This is a genomic window from Bacillus sp. 2175, assembly GCF_057812155.1.
Genome location: NZ_CM173819.1, coordinates 2,802,027 through 2,825,547, shown reverse-complemented (window position 1 = coordinate 2,825,547; position 23,521 = coordinate 2,802,027). Strand labels below are relative to the sequence as shown.

The 23,521-nt window shown below is 32.2% G+C and carries 24 protein-coding genes and 2 pseudogenes; 22 read left to right on the top strand and 4 right to left on the bottom strand.

What is annotated here, in order from left to right; all coding sequences use genetic code 11:
• Positions 1 to 101 precede the first annotated feature (101 nt).
• The gene (locus ACXKY9_RS14760; protein ID WP_000535168.1) at positions 102 to 1,397 is read left to right on the top strand and encodes an MFS transporter; all 1,296 of its coding nucleotides are present in this window, start codon (positions 102 to 104) and stop codon (positions 1,395 to 1,397) included.
• 39 nt (positions 1,398 to 1,436) lie between these two features.
• On the opposite strand, the gene ACXKY9_RS14755 is transcribed toward ACXKY9_RS14760, so the two are convergent.
• The gene (locus ACXKY9_RS14755; RefSeq protein WP_002196556.1) at positions 1,437 to 2,150 is read right to left on the bottom strand and encodes a hypothetical protein; all 714 of its coding nucleotides are present in this window, start codon (positions 2,148 to 2,150) and stop codon (positions 1,437 to 1,439) included.
• A 626-nt stretch (positions 2,151 to 2,776) separates the two neighbouring features.
• Between ACXKY9_RS14755 and ACXKY9_RS14750 the strand changes: the two genes are divergently transcribed.
• The 3 genes from ACXKY9_RS14750 to ACXKY9_RS14740 all read left to right on the top strand — a co-directional run bounded on the left by ACXKY9_RS14750 (position 2,777) and on the right by ACXKY9_RS14740 (position 6,075).
• Positions 2,777 to 4,006: an IS110-like element ISBth166 family transposase gene (locus ACXKY9_RS14750; protein WP_001236345.1), complete on the top strand. Its 1,230-nt coding sequence runs from the start codon at positions 2,777 to 2,779 to the stop codon at positions 4,004 to 4,006.
• 359 nt (positions 4,007 to 4,365) lie between these two features.
• The gene (locus tag ACXKY9_RS14745; RefSeq protein ID WP_001107073.1) at positions 4,366 to 5,166 is read left to right on the top strand and encodes a GNAT family N-acetyltransferase; all 801 of its coding nucleotides are present in this window, start codon (positions 4,366 to 4,368) and stop codon (positions 5,164 to 5,166) included.
• A gap of 45 nt (positions 5,167 to 5,211) precedes the next feature.
• Positions 5,212 to 6,075, top strand: a complete 864-nt coding sequence (locus tag ACXKY9_RS14740; protein ID WP_000725523.1) for a glycerophosphodiester phosphodiesterase — start codon at positions 5,212 to 5,214, stop codon at positions 6,073 to 6,075.
• A 271-nt stretch (positions 6,076 to 6,346) separates the two neighbouring features.
• On the opposite strand, the gene ACXKY9_RS14735 is transcribed toward ACXKY9_RS14740, so the two are convergent.
• Positions 6,347 to 6,808: a DUF2306 domain-containing protein gene (locus ACXKY9_RS14735; RefSeq protein ID WP_000021774.1), complete on the bottom strand. Its 462-nt coding sequence runs from the start codon at positions 6,806 to 6,808 to the stop codon at positions 6,347 to 6,349.
• Between the two features lie 175 nt (positions 6,809 to 6,983).
• On the opposite strand from ACXKY9_RS14735, the gene ACXKY9_RS14730 reads away from it, so the two are divergent.
• Complete coding sequence (locus ACXKY9_RS14730; RefSeq protein WP_000495176.1) at positions 6,984 to 7,514, top strand: DUF4269 domain-containing protein; 531 nt, start codon at positions 6,984 to 6,986, stop codon at positions 7,512 to 7,514.
• A 44-nt stretch (positions 7,515 to 7,558) separates the two neighbouring features.
• Here the strand turns inward: ACXKY9_RS14730 and norG are convergent, their stop codons facing one another.
• Positions 7,559 to 8,992 (bottom strand): efflux pump transcription regulator NorG, encoded by a 1,434-nt coding sequence (gene norG / locus ACXKY9_RS14725; protein WP_000205600.1) that lies wholly within the window; start codon positions 8,990 to 8,992, stop codon positions 7,559 to 7,561.
• 152 nt (positions 8,993 to 9,144) lie between these two features.
• On the opposite strand from norG, the gene ACXKY9_RS14720 reads away from it, so the two are divergent.
• The 14 genes and pseudogenes from ACXKY9_RS14720 (at position 9,145) to ACXKY9_RS14655 (ending at position 20,725) form a co-directional block, all read left to right on the top strand.
• A complete protein-coding gene (locus ACXKY9_RS14720; RefSeq protein ID WP_000551608.1) occupies positions 9,145 to 10,059 on the top strand; it encodes a DMT family transporter in 915 nt (304 codons plus the stop codon).
• 138 nt (positions 10,060 to 10,197) lie between these two features.
• Positions 10,198 to 11,559: a family 8 glycosyl hydrolase gene (locus ACXKY9_RS14715; protein ID WP_001013594.1), complete on the top strand. Its 1,362-nt coding sequence runs from the start codon at positions 10,198 to 10,200 to the stop codon at positions 11,557 to 11,559.
• Between the two features lie 162 nt (positions 11,560 to 11,721).
• Entirely contained in the window at positions 11,722 to 12,645 is a 924-nt protein-coding gene (locus ACXKY9_RS14710; protein WP_000416798.1) for a nucleoside hydrolase, read from the top strand.
• 76 nt (positions 12,646 to 12,721) lie between these two features.
• Complete coding sequence (locus tag ACXKY9_RS14705; RefSeq protein WP_001102682.1) at positions 12,722 to 13,180, top strand: GNAT family N-acetyltransferase; 459 nt, start codon at positions 12,722 to 12,724, stop codon at positions 13,178 to 13,180.
• Positions 13,181 to 13,210: 30 nt separating this feature from the next.
• On the top strand, positions 13,211 to 13,558 hold the full coding sequence (gene cutA / locus ACXKY9_RS14700; RefSeq protein WP_001160775.1) for a divalent cation tolerance protein CutA: 348 nt from the start codon (positions 13,211 to 13,213) through the stop codon (positions 13,556 to 13,558).
• A gap of 16 nt (positions 13,559 to 13,574) precedes the next feature.
• Positions 13,575 to 14,021, top strand: a pseudogene (locus ACXKY9_RS14695) (NUDIX domain-containing protein).
• Positions 14,022 to 14,220: 199 nt separating this feature from the next.
• Positions 14,221 to 14,469, top strand: a complete 249-nt coding sequence (locus ACXKY9_RS14690; RefSeq protein WP_001071345.1) for a heterocycloanthracin/sonorensin family bacteriocin — start codon at positions 14,221 to 14,223, stop codon at positions 14,467 to 14,469.
• Between the two features lie 100 nt (positions 14,470 to 14,569).
• Entirely contained in the window at positions 14,570 to 15,586 is a 1,017-nt protein-coding gene (locus tag ACXKY9_RS14685; RefSeq protein WP_000288900.1) for a serine hydrolase domain-containing protein, read from the top strand.
• A 31-nt stretch (positions 15,587 to 15,617) separates the two neighbouring features.
• On the top strand, positions 15,618 to 15,761 hold the full coding sequence (locus ACXKY9_RS14680) for a hypothetical protein (RefSeq protein ID WP_000653680.1): 144 nt from the start codon (positions 15,618 to 15,620) through the stop codon (positions 15,759 to 15,761).
• Positions 15,762 to 16,040: 279 nt separating this feature from the next.
• Entirely contained in the window at positions 16,041 to 17,249 is a 1,209-nt protein-coding gene (locus ACXKY9_RS14675) for an L-lactate MFS transporter (RefSeq protein ID WP_000815125.1), read from the top strand.
• A gap of 130 nt (positions 17,250 to 17,379) precedes the next feature.
• Entirely contained in the window at positions 17,380 to 17,805 is a 426-nt protein-coding gene (locus tag ACXKY9_RS14670; RefSeq protein ID WP_000706907.1) for a GNAT family N-acetyltransferase, read from the top strand.
• A gap of 279 nt (positions 17,806 to 18,084) precedes the next feature.
• On the top strand, positions 18,085 to 18,528 hold the full coding sequence (locus tag ACXKY9_RS14665; protein WP_000757608.1) for an NUDIX hydrolase: 444 nt from the start codon (positions 18,085 to 18,087) through the stop codon (positions 18,526 to 18,528).
• 30 nt (positions 18,529 to 18,558) lie between these two features.
• The gene (dnaN, locus tag ACXKY9_RS14660; RefSeq protein WP_000394484.1) at positions 18,559 to 19,689 is read left to right on the top strand and encodes a DNA polymerase III subunit beta; all 1,131 of its coding nucleotides are present in this window, start codon (positions 18,559 to 18,561) and stop codon (positions 19,687 to 19,689) included.
• Positions 19,690 to 19,801: 112 nt separating this feature from the next.
• Entirely contained in the window at positions 19,802 to 20,725 is a 924-nt protein-coding gene (locus tag ACXKY9_RS14655; protein ID WP_000721076.1) for a hypothetical protein, read from the top strand.
• A 63-nt stretch (positions 20,726 to 20,788) separates the two neighbouring features.
• On the opposite strand, the gene ACXKY9_RS14650 is transcribed toward ACXKY9_RS14655, so the two are convergent.
• On the bottom strand, positions 20,789 to 21,751 hold the full coding sequence (locus ACXKY9_RS14650) for an MBL fold metallo-hydrolase (RefSeq protein ID WP_001037078.1): 963 nt from the start codon (positions 21,749 to 21,751) through the stop codon (positions 20,789 to 20,791).
• A 296-nt stretch (positions 21,752 to 22,047) separates the two neighbouring features.
• Here ACXKY9_RS14650 and ACXKY9_RS14645 point away from each other — a divergent pair, with 296 nt between their 5' ends.
• From ACXKY9_RS14645 to ACXKY9_RS14635, 3 genes and pseudogenes are all read left to right on the top strand, one after another.
• Positions 22,048 to 23,025 (top strand): LAGLIDADG family homing endonuclease, encoded by a 978-nt coding sequence (locus ACXKY9_RS14645; protein WP_000546838.1) that lies wholly within the window; start codon positions 22,048 to 22,050, stop codon positions 23,023 to 23,025.
• 135 nt (positions 23,026 to 23,160) lie between these two features.
• Positions 23,161 to 23,313, top strand: a complete 153-nt coding sequence (locus ACXKY9_RS14640) for a hypothetical protein (protein ID WP_002005131.1) — start codon at positions 23,161 to 23,163, stop codon at positions 23,311 to 23,313.
• Positions 23,298 to 23,509, top strand: a pseudogene (locus ACXKY9_RS14635) (hypothetical protein); the annotation flags it as partial. The gene ACXKY9_RS14640 and the pseudogene ACXKY9_RS14635, both read left to right, overlap by 16 nt.
• Positions 23,510 to 23,521: the final 12 nt, after the last annotated feature.

The following is a 23,521-nucleotide window of genomic DNA, read 5'->3' as shown; positions in this document are numbered from 1 at the left end:
TTTTCATTTCTTTGTAGTAATTTTTAAACACAGTGTATTGATATTGGGTTAACCCGAGAATTTACACTTTATGTAATACAAAGAAAAGTGGAGGAAAAGTGATGGGAAGTTTACGATTACATATAGAAAATAAAAAAAGAAACCAAGAACTAAGAAATATTTGTTTATATTCAATTGCAAAAACAGTATCACTATTCGGTAGCTCAATTTATAGTTTTGCATTAGGATTGTATGTTTTACAAATAACCGGATCTGCGTTACATTTTGCGATTACGCTCATATTAGGAACGATTCCAATGATTGTTATGAATCCATTTGCTGGTGTCATTGCTGATAAGGTTGATAAAAAGAAACTCGTCGTTTGTATGGATGTACTAAGCGGGTGCTTATTAATAACTGTTTATATATTAAGCAACTATTATGGATTAAACTTATTCATTATTTATACTACTACCTTTCTTATGACAGTATTTACAACGTTTTTTGGAATAGGATTAGGGGCCGTAAAACCGAATATGGTTACTAAAGAACGGTTAATGAGTATTAATTCTATAAGTAAAATTATCGATTCTATATCTTTAATTTTAGGGCCTATGTTAGGGGGGATTGTTTTTGCAGTCTTTGATATTAAAATTTTTATAATTATAAATGGTATTTCATTTATCCTTTCGGCTATTTCCATATTGTTTATTAACTTTAAATTGTTTGAGCAAAACATAAATGAGGAATGTTCAATTAGAGAAATTAATTTTATTGAAGATATAAAGGAGGGATACTCTTACTTATTGGAGCGGAAAAGCTTAAAAAATACTTTTAGTATTTTAATTTCTCTTAATTTCTTTTTAGGCTTTGCTGTAACCGTTCCGTTGCCATACATTATTAACACAGTTCTCAATCTTAATTCTAAGCAATTTGGTATGATTCAAGGGACTTTTCCGATAGGTATGATAGTTGGTGCAATATTAGTAAAAAAGATAACTGATTGTTTTTCTTATTCTTATCTATTGAAAAAAATAAGTTTTATGTTGGCAATTTTTATGATAGTTTCAGGAATACCTGTTTTATTTAAACCTATTGTAGTAAATAATTTGGTATATGTTACTACGTATTGCATGATTATGTTCTTTTTAGGATTTATGATAGCACAAATTGATATTCCTTTAATGTATTTCATGCAAAATGAGATTCCTGAAGAATATAGAGGAAGAGTTCTTAGTATTGGATTAAGCTTAGGTAAAATAATGCAGCCAATAGCACTTGCAATATCAGGACTGTTATTAAATTTCATTCCAGCCTACACGCTTCCCATTGCAGGAGGGATTGTATTTTTTACTTTGAATAAAATTTTAGCAAATAAGTTAAATTTAGAAATTCATTCAAAAGATTATAGTGTTTAACGTAACTTAAAAAGCGCAGGATCAGCATCCTGCGCTTTTCTATCGTAATTCAGCTGTTTTTCTAATAACAATCTTATCAATATCATCTTCTTCATCACCAATAAATAACCCGCGCTCTTTTAAATACGCTTCAAAATATAAATCTGCTTCTGCACGTTCATCATACGGTTTTACAGATAAAACGAAACCTAATTTGTTTTGTTCTTCTAAATGAGAAGTGGAGATGTAAGCCGGTACATTGTGGCGTAAAAAGAGTTCTTTAACCGGAATAATCATATCTTTCATTAATTTCGTTAACATACCCATTTCAAACTCGAAATTAAAGCGATCTATACTACATAAATCAGCGAATACTACACCAATAAAACCTGTATTAAATACTTCTTGATATTCTACTTCTTCATCATTACCGTAAAAATTCTTTTCGATTAAATAATTTACAAAATAAGCAATACCATCACTTTGTTCAAATGGTTTCGTTGAAAGAACAAAGCCGATTTTCTTTTGTTTATGTAAATACACACATGACATGTATGCTGAAATGTTATGTTCTTTAAATAGAGAACTTGTTGCCCCAGAGAGGCCATCAAGTACGTGATGAACAATTTGAAGTTTTTTACGAGCGAAATAATAGGATTTCTTTTGTAACTCCAATGTATCAATAAAGACAGAGCCGATAAAGCCTGTATTTGAAATGATAGGTGTTTGCTTTTTTCTTCCTCTGCGCTTTGCTTGAGCCATTGTAAAAATCATCCCTTCATGTACAATTAAAATAAAAAGAACGTTTGTTCGTATATTTATATTTTACTATTAAAACGCTATAAAGTAAAGGGTTTTTGACGAAAAAAACAACAAAAAAGACACCTGTAAAGGGTGCCTTAAACGCTGTAGGGAAGAGGGTTCATCCCTACAATTTATATTATGATACAGAAACAATCTCTTCTGTATCTTCTCCATCTAAATGACAGTCCATAGTACGAACATCTTGATCTTCATGACTTCCGAAATAAATAGTAATTTTCATATGTATCGCTCCTCGTATAGTATGTTTAAACTTAATTTTTTTACTTTCATGAGAGACCTGTAAAATAACTCTTGGACGTCTCAAGATATTTCTAGATAATGGTCTTAGGATCATTTGGGACAATTCTTACCGCTCCTGTGGACTTACCACATAATTAAGAGTGTTTCTCAGTGAACGTGCGGGACTCCCTACTCGCAGGCTGAGCAGCCTGACCCTCGAACCTAGATGTTAGTAGCTCTAGGGCGGCTTTCGATTCAGGACTAGCTCTCATACACGAGGTTGTTGGTCGGCGTGCACACTAGAGATATCTCGAGACGTCCGAGGAATGATTCTAAATAGAAGGGAGGTCTCTTACATGAGATTATTTGTTGGTTTAGATGTAAGTTCGTTTGATATAAAAGCTTGTATTTTAAATGGTGAAGGGAAAAAGCTAGATTCCTTTTCGGTCAACAACGACTTGCCAGGTGCCACAGCGCTCAAAGAGCGAGTGTTACAGTGTATAGCCAACCAAGAAATTGAAACTTTTAAAATCGGTCTAGAATCCACATCTGTTTATAGTTTTCATCCATCTATGTTTCTTCATTATGATGAAGACTTACAACGGTTTGGGGCAAAGGTATTTCTGATGAATCCAAAACAAATTGCAAATTTCAAGAAAAGCTATTCTGACATGGATAAAACAGATGAGATTGATGCCTTTGTCATCGCTGATTACTTACGATTTGGACGGAATCAAATGTCCATCGTAAAAGAAAGTCAGTATGTGGCACTCCAGCAATTAACAAGATCTCGTTATCAGCTCGTTAGAATGTTGACAAAGGAAAAACAACATTTTCTCCAACACCTAAGTTATAAATGTAATACGTTCTCACAAGAAGTGGATTCTTCTATCTTTGGCAACGCCATGATGGAACTGTTTCTTGAAAAATTCAGTCTAGAAGAATTAGCTGACATGCCTTTAGAGGAACTCGCTGAGTTCCTACAAAAGAAAGGGAAAAACCGATTCGGTGACCCAAAATGTATCGCATCGACCATTCAAAAGGCTGTTCGCTCTTCCTATCGTTTGGATAAGGTCGTAGAAGACTCAATCGATGTTCTTCTAGGAACATCAATTGCGGTGATTCGTACCTATCAACAGCAAATCAAAGAACTAGAAAAATCCATTAAGCGAATCATGGCTGGATTAACGCAAACACTTGAGTCCATTCCTGGAATTGGTCCTGTATTCGCCGCCGGTATTATCGCTGAGATTGGTCAAATCGAAAGATTTGATGATGAAACCAAGGTAGCAAAATATGCCGGATTATATTGGCGTACGCACCAGTCTGGTCGATTCACCGCAGAAAACACTTCGTTATCCCGTAATGGAAATCATTACTTGCGGTATTACTTAGTTGAAGCCGCCAACTCAGTAAGAAGGCACGTATCTGATTATCAAGAATATTACGTAAAAAAATATAATGAAGTACCAAAACATCAACACAAACGTGCACTCGTTCTAACCGCAAGAAAACTTGTGCGATTGGTGGATGCGCTACTACGTAGTCACCAACTCTTTACGCCAGAAAGGTGCGTGAAAGTGTGACATAAAACTTGTCATCGCTACCTTTCAATTAATTTCCAGTAAATTACATACGTTACTGGTTTAGTTTCGTGATGTCTTTTTTTAGTAAATAGGCCTTTGATAACTAAAAATTCTTTTGTTTTTCAGTTGACATACTACCGCAGGTCTTTATTCTAGGAATACCTAAAATAATTACTAGTAATGTTAATATTTATTATATACCACTTTTTTCATTCCGACAACGTTATATCATTTTTAATTCTTTCAGAGCGTATAGAGTGATTTATAGAGATATTTTTATAGAAATAGTTACATTTCGTATATGTTATATTTAATACTGAACGATTTGAATACGAATTTTTATGAAAGGAGAAAAAAGAATGAATTATAAACAGTTATTAATAGATAACTTCACATATAAAATGTCATATATTGCGCGTCATGTACATGAAATGAATGTAAAAGAAACGAAGGACTACATTGCTGTAGATTGTGGTTTACCTGCAGATACATTTAATATCATTACTTTACTAAACAATGATGTAACGGAAGACATTGAGAAATTATATAAAGTGATAAACAACTATAATAAAAAGAAGTTTCCAATGTGTGTTTGGTTTTGGGATAATAGCTATGAACAGGCTATAAAAAACGAATTAATAAAACTTGGCTTAAAAGAAGCAGAACAAAATATTGCGATGGTAGCAGACTTAAAGACAATTCAACCAACAATAAAAATGCCAGAAGGTTTTACGATACAAAGAGCATCTTCGTTAGGACAAATTAAAAAGTTTGGGGAAACGTTAGCTAATCTATTTGGTACATCAGAGGAAGGTATACATGTGCAAACATTTTATAATGAAACTGCTTCTTTCGATTTATGGAATAGTGAAAATATGAAACTATATTTAGGGATTTTTAAAGATGAAGTCGTATCTGTTGGTTCATTAGTATGTACAAAAGATAGTATTGGTATTTATGATATAGCAACTAAAGAAAAAATGCGAGGGCAAGGATTTGGCTCCACTATGTTTAATTACTTGCTGCAAGAAGCAAAACAATTGAAAGTTTCTCAATGCGTATTACAAGCTTCACCTGATGGGATTAATATTTATAAAAAGGCTGGTTTTCAATCTGTTGGACAAATGACTGTATTTGAAAATCGACATTTAATTGAATAAATTATTCGATCCAAATTGCTTTCATGTAGGAGTTAATACATCATTATGAAAAAGATATATATCATTACAATCATTTGCACCATTATATTACTAGGTACTTTCGTTTTACATAAAGTAGATGAACGTAAGTACACGAAAGCTATTAATCAAGCAAATCATATAAAAAACATTGCACATAGAGGCGCTTCTGCGTATGCGCCGGAACATACAATAGCAGCGTATAAATTAGGACAACAATTAAAAGGAGATTATATAGAAATTGATCTTCAAATGACAAAAGACGGACATTTAGTAGCTATGCATGATGAAACAGTAAACCGCACTACAAATGGTACGGGTCTAGTTAAGGAACATACATTAGAAGAAATAAAGAAACTTAATGCAGGTTCTTTTTTCAATGAAAAGCATCCAAGTTTAGCAAAGAAAGACTTTGAAGATGCTAAAGTCCCAACACTAGAAGAAATTATTGAAACGTTCGGGAATGGTGCAAACTATTATATTGAAACAAAATCACCAGATGAATACGCTGGTATGGAAGAGAAGCTATTAGAAATTATACAGCACTACGAAATAAGTGATAACGTTATTATTCAATCATTTAGTGAAGAAAGTCTGCAAAAAATTCATAGTTTAGATGTTACTTTACCGCTAGTACAATTACTACCTTACAAAAAGTCAGTTCAATTAACTGAATTAGAGATAAAAAAGTATAAAACATACTGCATCGGTCTTGGGATGAACTATAAATATATTGATTCCGCTTATGTAAAGAGAATAAAGAAGCACGGATTAGAAGTTCATCCATTTACTGTAGATAATGAAAAAGATATGAAAAAGTTACTTTTATGGGGCGTTGATGGGATGTTTACGAATTACCCGGATCGTTTACATTCGTTATTACAATCTTAAACTATAATGGTGTAATTATCACTGAACCAATAAAACAAGTACCCACAAGTATACAAAGATGGTTTTTGGTCCAAATGGTAACATCATTGAATGCATAAAGCCGATATTGAAATGAAATTTGAAAAAGAATCCAATACTGTTATTGGATTCTTCTTATTTAGCGCTAAGTGACTAACTTAAAGCAATACGATCTTGAATTTATAAAAAAAATATTACATTGAGTATGATTTTTCATAATAATCATCAGAAAGTAACGAAAATGTAATGAAGTTTAACTACGCTTTTTATATTTTTTTGATACACTGGCTACGAGAGGAATACCGATTAATGTAGGTAAAAACCAAAACCATATAGGCGGAAGTAAATTAATTAAGGGAATATGAATACCGACATTTACTAAAAGTGCAGTAACAGCACCGATATAAGAGCCTAACATACCTCTAATATGGTGGTGAAGCCAATTCTTCCAACGTTTTTTTCGTGCGAGGTATCCATAAATCGCAAATGAATAAGAGAAAATTGCTACATAAAATAAATATGCGATTTTATCCCAGTTTATAACGGATAATATAATGGCAGTAACGGTGATCACAACATAGGATGCATGATATATTTCACCCCATTCCGTATGTTTTCCTTTCTTCTTTTGAGCAACCATCGCTACAATACCGGTGATTAAACATATCGTTCCAAATAATATGTGGATGGCTAAAAGAACGTTGAAAATGCTCATAATAATTCCTCCTTTTTTTATTTTTATAGTATTGCAGTATAGGAGAAAAGTTGAAACATATTGTTTATTCGCCTTAATATATTGAAATAAAGGTACTTCTAGAACAAGTTTAAACGGACAAATTTTTCTTGAGTTTAGTGAGACACGTATTACGTGAAATGAAGGAGAGACTTCCATGTTTACATCTATTACATATTTACAATCAGGGAATGACAAGCAACAAAAGGTATATGATGTTTTGAACAAACTAAATATTATGGAGGATTTAGCTTTATATAATCCCGTTCTTTGCGGGACAATCCCGATAAGAATTGATACTCCTCAATCTGACTTAGATATTGTAATGGAAGTATATAACTTTGATGTTTTTGAGCAAGAAATGAGATCTTTATATGGTTCTTATAGAGGGTTCAACATAAAAAAGAAAAAAATGAAAGGTACTGAATCGATAAAGGTGAATTTTGAATTCGAAGGTTTTGAATTTGAATTATTTGCTCAACCTAAGCCAGTGCGTAATCAAAATGCATATAGACATATGATAGTGGAGCACATGTTATTAATGCAGCATCCTCATATAAGGGAAGAAGTTATTCACTTAAAGGAACAAGGTTTAAAAACAGAACCTGCTTTTGCTCAAGTATTAAATATTGACGGAGATCCTTATGAAGAACTTATTTTATTAGGGCAGGAAATGAAATTGTGGTAAATAAAATACGTGAAAAAATCCTCCAAAAACAAAAGAGGATTTTTTTATGCCGTTAACTTCCGAATTAATTCACTGAGCAATTTAATTCCGTTAGTCATTTGTTCTGGAGAAGCATATCCATATGATAAACGAATGTACTGATCTGATTCTTCTTCATAAATACGTCCCGGGTTTAAAAGAATTCCTTTTGATAGTGCCTCTGAAAATAGTTTTTTCATCGGAATGTTATGTACAACCTTTAGCCATATAAAAACTCCACCACTAGGAATATCCCACGATGCAATATCTGCACAATATTTATTTAAAGCTCGTATCATTATTTGTCTTCGTTTTTTCAGGTGCATTCTTACGTTTGCTACATGTTCTTCATAAAAACCTTCATTTATCCATTCAGCAGCTACTCTTTGAGATAAAGAGCTTGATCCATAGTCTGTTTGCATTTTTATATCTGACAATCTATCAATAACAGGTTCTGGTCCAATTATCCATCCAATTCTAAGTCCAGGGCTAAGTGTTTTAGAGAGACTACCAATATATAATACATGTCCATGTTTATCTATTGACTTTAAAGGAGCTGGAGGTGATTCATCAATCCATAACTCTCGGTAAATATCATCCTCGATGATAGGCAACTGCTCTTTTTTACATATTTTTAATATTTCTTTTCTTCGCTCTTTGGACATCAATATCCCCGTTGGATTTTGAAAACAAGGGATTGAATATAAAATATTATTCTTTTGACTATATTTAATTCGTTTTAACAAGTCGTTAGGTAAAATACCGTGATGATCCATTGATATACCGGATAAGTTTATATTTGCTGATTGAAAAACATGAAGTGAATATAAGTAAGAAGGTTGTTCAAGTAAAACAGTTGATTTTCTATGTAAAAGACCAATTGATATTAATTGTAATGCTTGGAGTGCACCCGAGACTATTAATATAGAACCCGGTGATGCATGTATTCCAAATGATTTTACGTATTTGCTTATTGCTTCACGTAACGGATAAAAACCTTTTTGTTCTTCGTATCCGAAATAATCTAATTCCTCACTGACGTTTTTTATTATAGATTGCATAGTTTCGAGCGGAAAAAGATGAGGTGCAAGTTCACCTTTACTAAGATGGATAAGCGTTTTATTTGCTTCTGCTTCATTTATTTCTCGCACCATTAACTTACTTGGTTTATGAATACCGGCCTTTACATATTCACTCCAATCAGGCGGGGGATTAGTTGCTAATAATGACCATGTATTATTTGTTACAATTGTTCCTGCTCCGATTTGTCCTTGAATTAAACCATCTGCCATAAGTTCATCTAGCGCAGTTATTACAGTACTTCGATTTACATGAAATAATTTTGCTAACTGCCGCTGACTAGGGATTTTACTTCCAATTGGCCATTCTCCGTTTTCAATTTTTTCTTTCATATAGTCTATTATCTGCCGATATTTGGGCACTTTTTTATCGGTTGTCATATAAAAAACTCCTTCGTTAATTTAAAAGATTCAAAGTGGTTGGTTTTTCCGATAAATAACTGGTTGAAGACATTGTATCAACTATTAAATATGATGAAAAGAAATAATTGGTAATTTAAAAATGGTTGGTTTATTAAGGAGGGAGAGAAAACATGCATAATAAAAAATGGGATTTACGCATTATATGTGCTCATGCTTTTACAATTCTTATATGGGGAACTGCTTTTCCAGCAATTCGTCTGGGGCTTGAATCTTATACGCCTGAACACCTTACTTTACTACGCTTATTAATCGCCTCATTTATACTTTTGTTATTTTCATTTATATACAAACTACGATTACCGGATTTAAAGGATATCCCAGCATTTTTTATATTTGGTGCTTTAGGGTTTACTATTTATCACATCGCATTAAATTACGGCGAAAAAACAGTCAATGCTGGATCTGCAAGTTTAATAATTTCAGTCACTCCAATAGTGACGGCAATTTTTGCTTCTGTTTTTTTGAATGAAAAAATGAAATTAAATGGCTGGATCGGTGGTGTAATGAGTTTTGCAGGAATTGCCTTAATTTCATTTAGCCAAGGCGACGCTATTCAATTAAATAGCGGGGGATTATTTATATTATTAGCGGCGATTTCAGAAAGTCTATTTTTCGTTTTCCAAACATCTTACTTAAAAAAATACGGTTTCTTACCATTTACCATATATACAATTTTTTCTAGTACTGTATGTATGCTTATTTTCTTACCCGGAGTTTATCAAGAAATATTAGCAGCTCCTCTTGAAGTTAACTTGAGTGTTATATATTTAGGTGTCTTTCCAACAGTACTCCCGTATATTGCATTGGCCTATATTATATCTCGTGCTGGTGCTTCTGAAGCAACAAGTTCTCTATATTTAACGCCAATAACTGCGTGTTTCATTGCTTGGATATGGTTAGGAGAAGTGCCAACTTTAGTTTCAATAATTGGCGGTGGAATTACTATACTTGGAATTGTGATTGCTCATATACCAGTATTAAGAAAAGAAAAACATAGGAATTTAGTAAATAATCAATCCGTATAATGTAATTCAATAATGATTTTATGATACTTTTTTATATAGTTTCTTTCTTATGTTGATAAATATAATATTTTGTATTTCAGTTAAATATTGTATGTTACATTTTATGTAGTAAGCATTTTAAAAGGAGCTGACAACATAATGAATGGAAAAAGAAAAATTTTCACATGTATTTCTATTGTAGGAATCGGACTAGCTAGTTTTTCTAATTCTAGTTTCGCAGCAAGTGTAACGGACAATTCAGTACAAAATTCTATTCCCGTAGTTAATCAACAAGTAGCTGCTGCAAAGGAAATGAAACCATTTCCGCAGCAAGTTAATTATGCAGGTGTTATAAAACCGAATCATGTTACACAGGAAAGTTTAAATGCTTCTGTAAGAAGTTACTACGATAATTGGAAAAAGAAATATTTGAAAAATGATTTATCTTCTTTACCTGGTGGTTATTACATAAAAGGAGAGATTACAGGTGATGCAGATGGGTTTAAGCCACTTGGAACTTCAGAAGGTCAAGGGTATGGGATGATAATTACAGTATTAATGGCTGGTTATGATTCGAATGCTCAAAAAATCTATGACGGTTTATTTAAAACAGCAAGAACTTTTAAAAGTTCTCAAAATCCTAATTTAATGGGATGGGTTGTCGCAGATAGTAAAAAAGCACAAGGTCATTTTGATTCTGCTACTGATGGAGATTTAGATATTGCGTATTCTCTTCTTCTTGCTCATAAGCAGTGGGGATCTAATGGAACAGTTAATTATTTGAAAGAAGCACAAGACATGATTACAAAAGGTATTAAAGCTAGTAATGTTACAAATAATAACCGACTAAATTTAGGAGATTGGGATTCTAAAAGTTCACTTGATACGAGACCATCTGATTGGATGATGTCACACCTTAGAGCATTTTATGAATTTACAGGTGATAAAACTTGGCTTACTGTTATTAATAATTTGTACGATGTTTATACGCAATTTAGTAATACATACTCTCCAAATACAGGACTTATTTCAGATTTCGTTGTAAAAAACCCACCACAACCCGCACCTAAAGACTTCTTAGATGAGTCAGAATATACAAATGCATATTATTACAATGCTAGTCGGGTACCATTGAGAATTGTAATGGACTATGCGATGTACGGCGAGAAAAGAAGTAAAGTCATTTCTGATAAAGTTTCTTCGTGGATTCAAAATAAAACGAATGGAAATCCTTCTAAAATTGTGGATGGTTATCAATTAAATGGATCTAATATTGGTAGTTATTCAACTGCTGTATTTGTTTCACCGTTTATTGCTGCAAGTATAACAAGTAGCAATAATCAAAAGTGGGTAAATAGCGGTTGGGATTGGATGAAGAATAAGAGAGAAAGTTATTTTAGTGATAGTTATAATTTATTAACTATGTTATTTATTACAGGAAATTGGTGGAAACCTGTACCTGATGATACAAAAATACAAAATCAAATAAATGATGCAATTTATGAAGGATACGATAATTAATTAAATTTGAGAATGGTTACTCAAGAAAGGAATTAGCATACGCTAGTTCCTTTTTAATATTTTGTAAAACATTATCCATTCTAAAATTTGCATAGATATACTTGCTTTTTTCATATACATAGTTACTAATGACTCAATTTTTTCGTGAGAGGAGCGTATTTCTTGGAAAAAGTATTATTTTTCGGAGACCCAGGTATTGATGACTCATTTGCCATTATGTATGGCTTACTGCATCCCGAAATTGAAATTGTCGGTATTGTAACTGGATACGGAAATGTTGAGCATATACATGCTGCACATAATGCAACGTATATTTTGCAGTTAGCAAATAGACAAGACATTCCTGTCATTAGTGGTGCAACAAAACCACTTACAGAAGAAATTACTACGTACTATCCTGAAATTCACGGAGCAGAAGGATTAGGGCCTATCCATGTTCCAGAAAATGTATTATCTATTCCAATATATAATTTCGGCAGTATTGCTGCGATTCTTATAAAGTACGGAAAAGATTTGACAATTGTTGATGTAGGAAGATCTACCTCGTTAGCAATTGCTTTTAATTTATGGAATGATTTAATGCTAAATGTAAAAGGAATCTATTTCATGGGTGGTGTTTTTTTAGAAGTAGGAAACGTTACGCCGTTAGCAGAGGCAAATGTGTATGGAGATCCTATAGCAAGTAAAATTGTTTTCCATCAAGCAAAGAATTTATTCATATTCCCTTTAAATGTAACAAACAAAGCTGTGTTAACACCAAATGTGTTTGACTATATTCAAGCTAATTCAAAGAATCCATTCCATACGATAATGAAACCAATGTATGATTACTATTTTTCTGCATACCAAAAACTTAATCCATCTATCGAAGGGCCATTGCTTCATGATGTGGTTGCTATAAGTGGATTAGTTAACCAAAGTTTTTTTGAATTTGCGCATCGTACAGTGAATGTAGATACATACGGAGATACGAAAGGACAAACATTTGCTGATTTTCGCCCTAACTCTAAATCTGAAGGAGCCCGTATAGCTTTAGAAATAGATGCAGAAAAATTCATTCAAGATTTTATAAAAATTATGTTATAAGTCGTTGTCGAAAAAGGGAATTATTTCGCTACGTTGAATATAAACATACATCCTCTATATAAGGGAGCTTACAATATTGAATGTCCAGTTAAAGGTTGTTACGAGAGAAAATTGGGAAGAAGCATTAAAACTACAAGTTAAAGAAAATCAGTTGAAATTTGTTCCATCCGTAGCAGTTTCGCTTGCTAAAGTATATATAAAACCAGATGGTGACAATGTAGAGTACATACCACTCGCTATATACGATGGTGACCTTATGGTTGGTTTTGTTATGCATGCTGTTGTAAGAGAGACATCAGATATGTATTGGATTAACGGATTTATTATTGATCAATCGCAGCAAGGTAATGGTTATGGAAAAGCAGCATTACAAGAAAGTATTAATATAATAAAAAATACTTTTAAATCGTGTAAAGAAATTAGATTAACAGTACATAAAGATAATATCTCTGCAAAGAAACTATATGAACGATATGGTTTCATATCATTAGGACAGGAGTATGATGGTGAGCAAGTATATCGTTTATTTGTTTAACTATTATGAAGTAAAGGTGTGAAATGAAATATGCAATTTACTGAATTGAAAATTGAAGTATTCATTCCTGAAGAATATATTGAAACATTAAGGGATGAATTAAATAAAATTGGAGCATGTAAAACGGGCGAATATGACCATTGTCTTTCCTATAGTTCAGTGAAAGGATATTGGAGACCTTTAGACGAGGCATCTCCTTTTAATGGAGAAATTGGTCGAATATGCGAAGGGCAAGAATGTAAAGTTGAAATAAAGTGTAAACGAGAACTTGTAAAAGATGCTCTTGAAGTTATTAATGATATGCATCCGTATGAAACACCTATGATTTATATTATACCAATACTAAATGACTATTTTGAGCAACTATACATTGAATAACTAGGAGGAATATCAATTGAAAAGTAAATTCCATCATATTGTACGAGCAGTCATGATAAAAGATGAAAAATTATTAGTTGCTGAATATATTGGCCATCATTATTTTTTACCTGGTGGCCATGTTGAAATTGGAGAATCAGTAGAGAATGCATTAATAAGAGAGTTAAGAGAAGAACTTGGAGTAAACTGTAGTATACAACAATTTTTAGGAGTCATAGAAAATCAATGGCAAGATAAAGAAGTGCTCCATCATGAAATTAATCACATTTTTGAAGTAGAGTCACAAGATTTACATACGGACTTAACACCGAAATCGAGCGAGTCTCATTTAGCATTTCACTGAATAGATTATAATAAAGAAGCCTTAAATCATTATGAAATCATGCCAATGCCTTTAGTGAAGGAATTACTAGAAAGAAAGTTAAGTGATGAACTACTAAATTGTTGGATTAGTAATTTTTAAATCACTTTATTTATAGTAAATACGTCCATCGAATAAATATAAAGAAAATAGGCTGAAAAACAAGGTACATCACCTAGTGTAAGTTCATATTTTGTTGATGTACGCATTTAGTCTATAGTCTTGTTTCTATTTTGTTTACAAAAATATATAAACTTTAACGTTTGGGCGAAATTTATATTTATAAATGGAGGGGTTCGTAATGAATCAGTTTCAACATGAATTACAAACATTAAACCTTAATGATTATCAAACTGGTAATGTTGTGTATTGGGATCAACAACAAAGCCAATATCCATATTATTACATCCAAGGCGATGCACGTCGTTGTGGCGGATGCGGAGGTTGTGGTGGACGCTGTGGCGGTTGCGGCGGTGGCAGATGTGGTGGTTGCGTAGGTTGTGCCGGATGTTTTGGTTGCTTTAATTGCTGGAACTGGTGGATTATTTAAATATAGTACATCATTAATATTTTATATGAAAGAAAGGTGTAAATACTGTTTATACTTTTCTTTCATACTGTAATTTTGATGTGTATTAAGGGGGATTTATTTGTATACATATGATAAGTTGATTTCTTGGGTAGAGAATATAAAAGAAAAAAATCATAGTTCTGCTACAGCAATTTGTATTATAAAAAATAATAAAGTCGTATTAGAGCATTATAGCGGTTATCACTCAAATACATCGACTAATAAAAAAGTAACCGCATCTTCGCAGTTCAACGTTGCTTCTGCTAGAAAAAGTTATTTAGGATTAATGATAGCGTATGCGCTTTACGAGGGGAAAATAAACTCTATTGATGATGAAGCGATAAAATATTTTAAAGACTTTAATCCTGCATTGCTTGGTAAAACAACGATAAGACATTTGGTAACACATTCGCACGGATTAGAAGAAATGAATGACGGGACAATTTTTCGTGAATTTGAACCGGGACAAGCATGGGCATATAGAGATATTAATGTAAGAATGATGACACGTCTTATTTATCAGCTATATAACAAAAGTTTTCCTGAATTGTTAAAGGAGCGTGTTTTTAAGCCTGCTAATTTTCAAGAAACAGGTTGGAGAGTTCAGCGAGATGAAAATTTAGTTGACGTTGTTAATAATCCAAATGAAGACGCGACTAGTGAAATTGGTACGGTAGATGACGGTACTGAAAAAAATCTGTTTGTCTCAGCTAGAGAATTTGCTTATTGGGGCAATCTTCATTTAAATCAAGGTGTGATAAACGGTAAGCAAATTGTTCCAAAAGAAGTTATAAAAATCGCTACGAGTTTGCAGAGTCCAACATATGTAAATAAAGAGCTACCACAAAATGGCTTGTTTTGGTTCGTTCAAAATGAACCTGCACAATTAAGCGAACTTGGTGAACGTGTTCCAAAAGGGTCATATCAAATATTAGGGATTACTGGACCGACTATTTTAGTAATACCTGAATATAATGTAGTTGTTGCAAAAATGTATAACAAAAGATATAACTACGGCGGTGATAATTACTTATATTATTTACGTGAATTTAGTAATTTAGTCGCTGATACATTTAGTAACGGTAATAGGGCATAATTACTCCTATAACAAAAAGGAGTGATTGTAAGTGAAAGATAAAGTGAACAAAAATAAAAAACAAAATATAAAAGATGTAAATACAGAGCAAAATGCAATTTATAGCGATCCTAAAGATGCAGCTAATATGCAAACTGTACCGCAGCCGAAGGATTTTGATGAAATCGAATATTAATTTTTCATCCGACTATATGATGAATGAAAAATACGTCTTAAGTCTCATCACATATAAGAAATTATTTGATAACATATATACATAAGCATTCGAAAATGGCTTATCTTAACAAAGCTTTCTTTAGAAACATCTGATATAACCTGCAAAAGACACTTCTTTATGAAGTGTCTTTTTGTGTATATGAACTTAATTACCATTTTCCGTACAGTATCTTGCAATTTACGATGGATATACTAACTGTGAAAATCTATGTCAAGATAAAAGAAGGGGACAGTTAGTATGAAACAAACTTCTATAAATCCGTTACTAATTGTTCTAGGTACAATCATTGTTCAAATTGGCCTTGGAACAATTTATACATGGAGTTTATTTAATCAACCCCTTGTAAGTAAGTTTGGATGGAATCTTAATTCAGTAGCGATAACTTTCTCTATAACAAGTTTTTCTTTATCATTCTCAACTTTATTTGCAGCAAAATTGCAGAAAAAATTAGGACTTCGGAAACTTATTGCTACTGCAGGAATTGTTTTAGGACTCGGCTTAATACTTAGTTCACAAGTTTCTTCCTTACCACTATTATATTTATTAGCTGGTGTTGTTGTTGGTTATGCGGATGGAACAGCTTATATTACATCACTATCTAATTTAATTAAATGGTTTCCAAATCGGAAAGGGCTTATTTCAGGTATATCTGTATCAGCGTATGGAATGGGCAGCTTAATCTTTAGATATATAAACGGAAATTTTATCGATAACCTTGGTGTATCACAAGCATTCTTATATTGGGGTATTATCGTGTTACTTTTAGTGTTAATCGGATCGTTCTTCTTACGTGAGGCAATTGTAAGTAATGCTGTAACTGAAACATTGCACAATGACTATACTCCGCGTGAAATGATGCGAACGAAACAAGTATATCTGCTATTTTTTATGTTATTTACCTCGTGTATGGGTGGTTTGTATTTAATCAGTATGGTAAAAGATATCGGTGTACAACTCGTTGGACTTAGCGCAGCAACCGCTGCAAACGCCGTTGCTATGATTGCAATTTTTAATACAGTAGGTAGAATTATTCTTGGGACGTTATCAGATAAAATCGGCCGAATGAAAATTGTCTCTGCAACGTTTATTATTATAGGATTGTCAGTCTTTACTTTAAGTTTTATTCCGCTAAATTACGGAATCTATTTTGCTTGTGTAGCAAGTGTCGCCTTTTGCTTCGGCGGTAATATAACTATATTCCCAGCTATTGTCGGAGATTTCTTTGGATTAAAAAACCATAGTACAAATTACGGGATTGTCTACCAAGGTTTCGGATTTGGTGCGCTTGCAGGATCATTTATTGGAGCGATACTCGGGGGATTTCAACCAACTTTCATTATAATCGGTGTTTTAAGTGTTATTTCCTTCATTATTTCAATATTAATCCGCCCACCAAATGTAGAAAAGAAAAAGGAACTAAAACATTTACATCGGAAAGTAGCTTAATTTTAAAAAGAGTCCTCATGTTAGGGCTCTTTTTTATTCCATTAACTTTGCTTCTTTACGAACTTATTAAAGACAGGACAATTTCATTATAAAATTGAATAGATAAGTAAAAAGGAGCGTGACACTTAAAATGAAAATAGTACAGCAGTGGGTACAAGAAGATAGTGATTACATAAGAGAGAAAGTAATTGAATACAATCAAAAATATCTTGCAGATGAAGAAAAAACACCTTCAGAAAAGGTTAGTTTCATAGTAAGAAATGAAAAAGAAGAAATAGTAGGTGGGGTAACAGCAATAACTTTTTGGCACCATGTACACGTTGAGTTTCTATGGGTTTCTGAAGAATATAGGCATAAAGGTTACGGAAGCAAGTTAATAAAGCTTATTGAAGAATTTGCAATTGAAAAAGGGTGTAGGTTAATTAATTTAGATACTTTTAGTTTCCAAGCACCTGATTTTTATAAGAAACATGGATATAAAGTAATTGGAGTAAGTGAAGATCATCCGAAAGGACATAATCATTATTATTTAGAAAAACGGTTAAAAAGTATATAGAATTTGTTAACGTTAGTATTTGAAATACAAATGCAATAAGGGCGAGGTTATTATTAATTTCAGTATTAATTGAATCAATTTTTATACTAAAACTGCAAGAACGTACTTTGGATAATCTTCCTAAGGTACGTTCTTTTTTTATATCAGTAGCCTATTCTTATTAACTCCAACAATAGCGGTAAAGGCAAGACTTAACTAACTTATATATATTAAAAGGAGTTAATGGTAGAATGAATAGAAGACAGAAAATTCCTTTTATTTAAAATAGAGGAGGTACATATGAAAAAAGTTAATGTTACATACGCGATTTTGTACGATAAAACTAATGAAAAGATCTTAATGGTAAAAAACAAAGGGGAAAATGGTTCTTATTATACATTACCAGGTGGCGCAGTTAAACTAGGAGAAACATTAGAAGAAGCAGTAATTCGAGAAGTAAAAGAAGAAACAGGGTTACACATAAACGTAAACGGGATTTGTTCTATCAGTGAAGCCTTTTTCGAGGAAAGAGATCATCATGCAATTTTCTTTAATTTTCTAGGCGAAATAATCGGCGGGGAGACATATATATCAAGGCCAAAAGAAATCGAAGAGATTACTTGGATGGAATTACATATAGCAGCACCGTATTTACGCATACCAGAACATTTACTATATTTATTACAAAAGAAAGAAACAGTACCTTATTTTTTTAACGGAACAATCGTTCATCAATCTTCATAAAAATATTATCTCATGTAAGGCGGGGGAAACATGGAGTTTATCGTTAATCACAAACAATTCACTCAAGCACTTTCAGAAGTCAACAAAGCAATATCAACAAAATCTTTAATTCCTATATTATCTGGTATAAAAATAACTGCAGATCAATCTGGAATTACTTTAATTGCAAGTAACTCAAATATTTTTATTGAAAAATTCATTCCTGTTTCAATTGAAGACGAAAAGATTGCAACTATTTTAAAGGTAGGAACTATGGTTGTACCTGCAAAGTATTTCATTGAAATAATAAAGAAAATGCCAAGTGATATCGCAATAAAAAGTAAGAATGAGCAAACTATTAAGATACAATCAGAAGAAATCACATTAAGTTTAAATGGATTTCCTGCAGATGAGTTTCCGAATGTACCGCTTATAGACAATCATGCAGAAATCAAGGTAGAGACAGAGCAATTGATTGAAGTATTTAAACAAACAGTCTTTGCGGTAGCAAAAAATGAATCTAGACCTGTTCTTACTGGGGTGCATATAGAGTTATCTAATAATAAGTTAATTTGCGCTGCAACTGACTCACATAGACTAGCGATACGAGAAACATTACTTTCCTCAGATGTAAAAGCAAATTGTATTGTGCCAAGCGCAACCATTAGTGAACTTCTAAAATTAATGAACAGCAATTCGGAATTCGTATATATCTACCTTTCAGAGAGTCATATTATATTTACGCTCGGAACAACTACATTATATTCAAGACTAATTGAAGGGAAATATCCTAATATTTCTAACCTTATTCCAAATGATTTTAAAACGATTATTAACGTAGATAGAAAAAAGATATTACAAGGTGTAGACCGATCAAGTTTATTAGCAAGTGAATGGGCTAATAACAATGTTAACTTAGAAATCATAAACGAATCCACAATTAAAATTTCTTCAAACGCTTCTCAAATTGGGAAAATATCTGAAACGCAACAAATAGATGCGATTCAAGGTGAAAAACAATTAAATATATCTTTCGATGGGCGTTTTATGGTTGATGCTTTAAGAGCAATAAAAGAAGAAACGATTACTTTAAGTTTTGGAGGTTCTATGCGACCGATATTGATTGAAGCAGGAGAGCAATCTGCAGCAGTACATCTTATATCGCCAGTAAGAGCTTATTAAGGATAGAGGAAGGGATTAATAGACAAAGCAGCAATGGTAATCTGAAATACAAAGCAAAATAATAATAACCTGAATATAAAAGCCATAGATTAATCGATATGGGGTGAGTACGATGAAGAAAATAATTGTTTTACTCATTGGTATAGTTTTAATTATTTTTGCTTTTTATCAATACAACAAAAAAGACTATGCAGCTAAAAGTACTAACTTGTATGTAGAAAACTTTAAAGGGGAAAATGATTCAATAAAAATACAATCTGCTATTAATAAAGCAGAGTCTAGTAAAATTAAAACTGTATTGCTTGATGATAAAAAGTATAAAATCACGTCACCAATCATTGTTAAAAAAGGTGTGAAATTATTATTTGGTTATGGATCCCAATTTGTAGTTGAGGGAAACTTTAGAGTTTTAGAACTAGAGAAAAACGCATCCATTGAAGGAGCGTATATAACTATTGACGATCCTAAATTTAACTCTGAAGTTATTTATTTAGACGGTAAAAATAAATATTATAACACTTGGAACAAAACACAAATAAAAGATATAAATATTATCAATTGGACGGAAACGAATAAAGGTACCGGAATTTCTTTATACTCTGCTGGAAAAGAAAATGAAATTTCGTTTGTTAACTTCGAAAATATTAAAGTTGTAGGAATGGAAACTGGACTGAAATTAGTAGCGAAAAAACCGAGCACCGGACAAGCTTGGATAAATGCCAATCGTTTTATGAACTTTTCTTTAGAAGACTGTGTAAATATGATTTATATGGATAGTCAAGTAACTACGCCAAATGAAATTAGTGGGAATCAATTTACAAACCTTCAAATACAGCCTTCAAATAAAACAAAAAGCATTATACAGGTAAGTGGTCAACATAATGAATTTCATGGAATGGTGTGGGATTTAAATAAAATAAAACATGAAAACGAACTCATTGAACTGACTGATAAGAGTATGAATACAGTGGTTGAAATGTCCAGTGTACCAGCAAATAGAGTATTAGATAGTGGGAGATCCAATATAGTGAAATAAGTTTAAATACAGAAAAAAGAGCGAATTCTTTATAAGAGGATTCGCTCTTTTTATATTTTAAAATTAAATTTCCTTCCACCAAGCGGATAAAGGATAGTCTGTAGATTTTAACGTAATAGATTCGCCAATTTGTGGCGTTGTAATTTTAACTCCTAAACGGTTAGCTTCTTTCGTAACACGTTCTATCGGGTCACTCCATTCGTGTAATGCTAACGTAAAAGCACCCCAATGAATCGGAAGAAGTAATTCTCCTTTAACATCAATATGAGCTTGTACCGTTTCTTCAGGCAACATATGAATAGCAGACCACCTCGGATCATATTGCCCGCATTCCATTAATGTAAGATCGAATGGACCGTATTTATCACCAATTTCCTTAAAGTGAGGGGCATAACCGCTATCACCACTAAAGAAAATTTTAGTCTCTTGACCAAGAATAAGCCATGAACACCATAATGAACGATCTCTATCTGTCATACCACGTCCAGAGAAATGCCTTGCAGGCGCACATACTAACTTAATATTATCAAACGTAATTTCGTCCCACCAATTATGCTCACTAATTTTACTAGGTGAAACACCCCATTTAATAAGATATTGTGCAACTCCAGTTGGAACATAAAAGTGTTTTGCGCGATTTTTTAACTGCATAATACTTTTGTAATTCAAATGATCATAGTGATTATGAGAAATGATAATCGCATCAATTTCTTGAAGGTCATCACGTTCTAAAGAAAAAGCACCACTATAACGCTTACTATTAAACAAGGGAAATGGGGAAGAGGCATCTCCAAACATCGGGTCTAATAACAGTTTTTTACCTTCTATTTTCAAAAGAGAAGCAGAATGGCCAAACCATGTAACACTCTCTAACGCTTCATTATCTTTATTTGATAAAACAACAGGCAAATCCTTTATAGGACGCAGCTTTGATTTCATTTTAAAGTAATCCGTCATTAAACTTATAATATCTTTCGGTTTAAAACTCATATCAGTATGAATTTGGTTTGTATATTTCTTATTCATTCGTTCTCCTTTTTACGATTAACAATATACGTATGTTGTTATTGTAGCTATTTGTAGTTTAAACGAAATCATTTTACCTTTCACCTTAAATGCAGTACCTTTCATAAATTTGTCAAATTCATTATTCTTATATGCAAAATAAAAACCATGTAGCAGCAGATAAAATCAATATTAAGTAGATGTAAACTTTTTTAATTTAGTAAATTTCTTCTTATAAGCAACAAAGAACGTACGTTTCGTTATATGTTATAGAAGAAGATAAGTCTCAAATTATTAAAAGGAAGGAGAGGATGTAAGTGCACATAGAGCGAAAAAAGAAATCAAAATGTAAACTATCAAAATCTGAAATAACGCAGCTATATGCAGAGGGGAAAAGCACCTCAGAGATCGCTACACTTGCTAATGTGTCTGCAAGGTATATTCGTATGGTTTTATCAGACAGCAACGTCCCAAGGCGCGCTATAGGGAATTGGAAGAGAAAGTATGACATAAAAGAAAATTATTTTAAAACTTGGTCAAATAATATGGCTTATATTTTAGGATTTATAGCAGCTGACGGCGTTATACAAAAAGAAAATCAATGCGTCAGTATATCACAAAAAGAAAGTTATATTTTAGAAGATATAAAAAAAGAACTAAAAACAAATCAGCCGCTATACCAAAACAAAAAAACAGGTGTATATATGCTAAATATTAATAGCAAAACAATAAAAGACGACCTTATGAACATGCACGGAATTATGCCATGTAAATCATTTAACATCGAATTTCCTTTTGTACCAGAAGAATATTTACATCATTTTGTTCGTGGATATTTTGATGGGGATGGTTACGTCAAGTATGAAACGTATACAGTAAGCTTTGTAGGAGGATCATATAGCTTTATGAATTCTTTAAATCAGGTACTACAAAATCACAATTTACCAGCCGATTTACTAAATCAAAATAAACATTATCGCGTCATTTTAACCGGGAGAAAATCAATACAACTATTTTCAAATTGGATTTATAAAGACAAAGATATTTATTTGCATAGAAAATATGAAGAATTTCAGAAAGAAAGTCTAAGTCTAGATCAATTAAAAGATCGAAACCTAAAAAGAACCCAATCTGCTGTTAAGCAGAGAAAACAAAATTTCCTTAAGGAATATATGAAAAATAAATGTATCGCTAAAACTTGTTCCATTTTAGAAATAAAGGAACCAACTTTTAAAAGTTGGTTAAAAAATGATAATCAATTTAAAAAAGACTATGAAAGAATTCATTCATTATAAAAATACAAAAAACCTTAGTATATCTATGCTAAGGTTTTTAATTTGAGATTATTAGAGGATACTTATTTTCGTTTATAGAAGTTAGTAAATACATAAATCTTACAATGAATTTACTAGTAAGGGAGGGGTTATGAAGTGTTTACTAATAATATTCCGGAGAATATATTACATACAGCTTATGAAGCTAAAATGATTTTCTCTGGAGATAATTCGCCATCTATAAAAATAAAAGGAACGAAACTTCAATATTTACTTGTAATGCTTCATCTTGGATCAGTAAAGATTTAGTCTTATTGTTTAATGAAAACGATAAATCTTTAAAAGAATACTTTGCCAGCAGCAGATACTCAAAAGAAATTACTTATGAAGAGTTTTTTATCTGGTGGTATCACTTTTTCTATACAAAAGTAACTGAAGAATTAATAAAACAAGGTGTAATTATAACAAGCACAAAAAAAATCAAACGTACATAATCCATCAATAACTTTAAATTAAA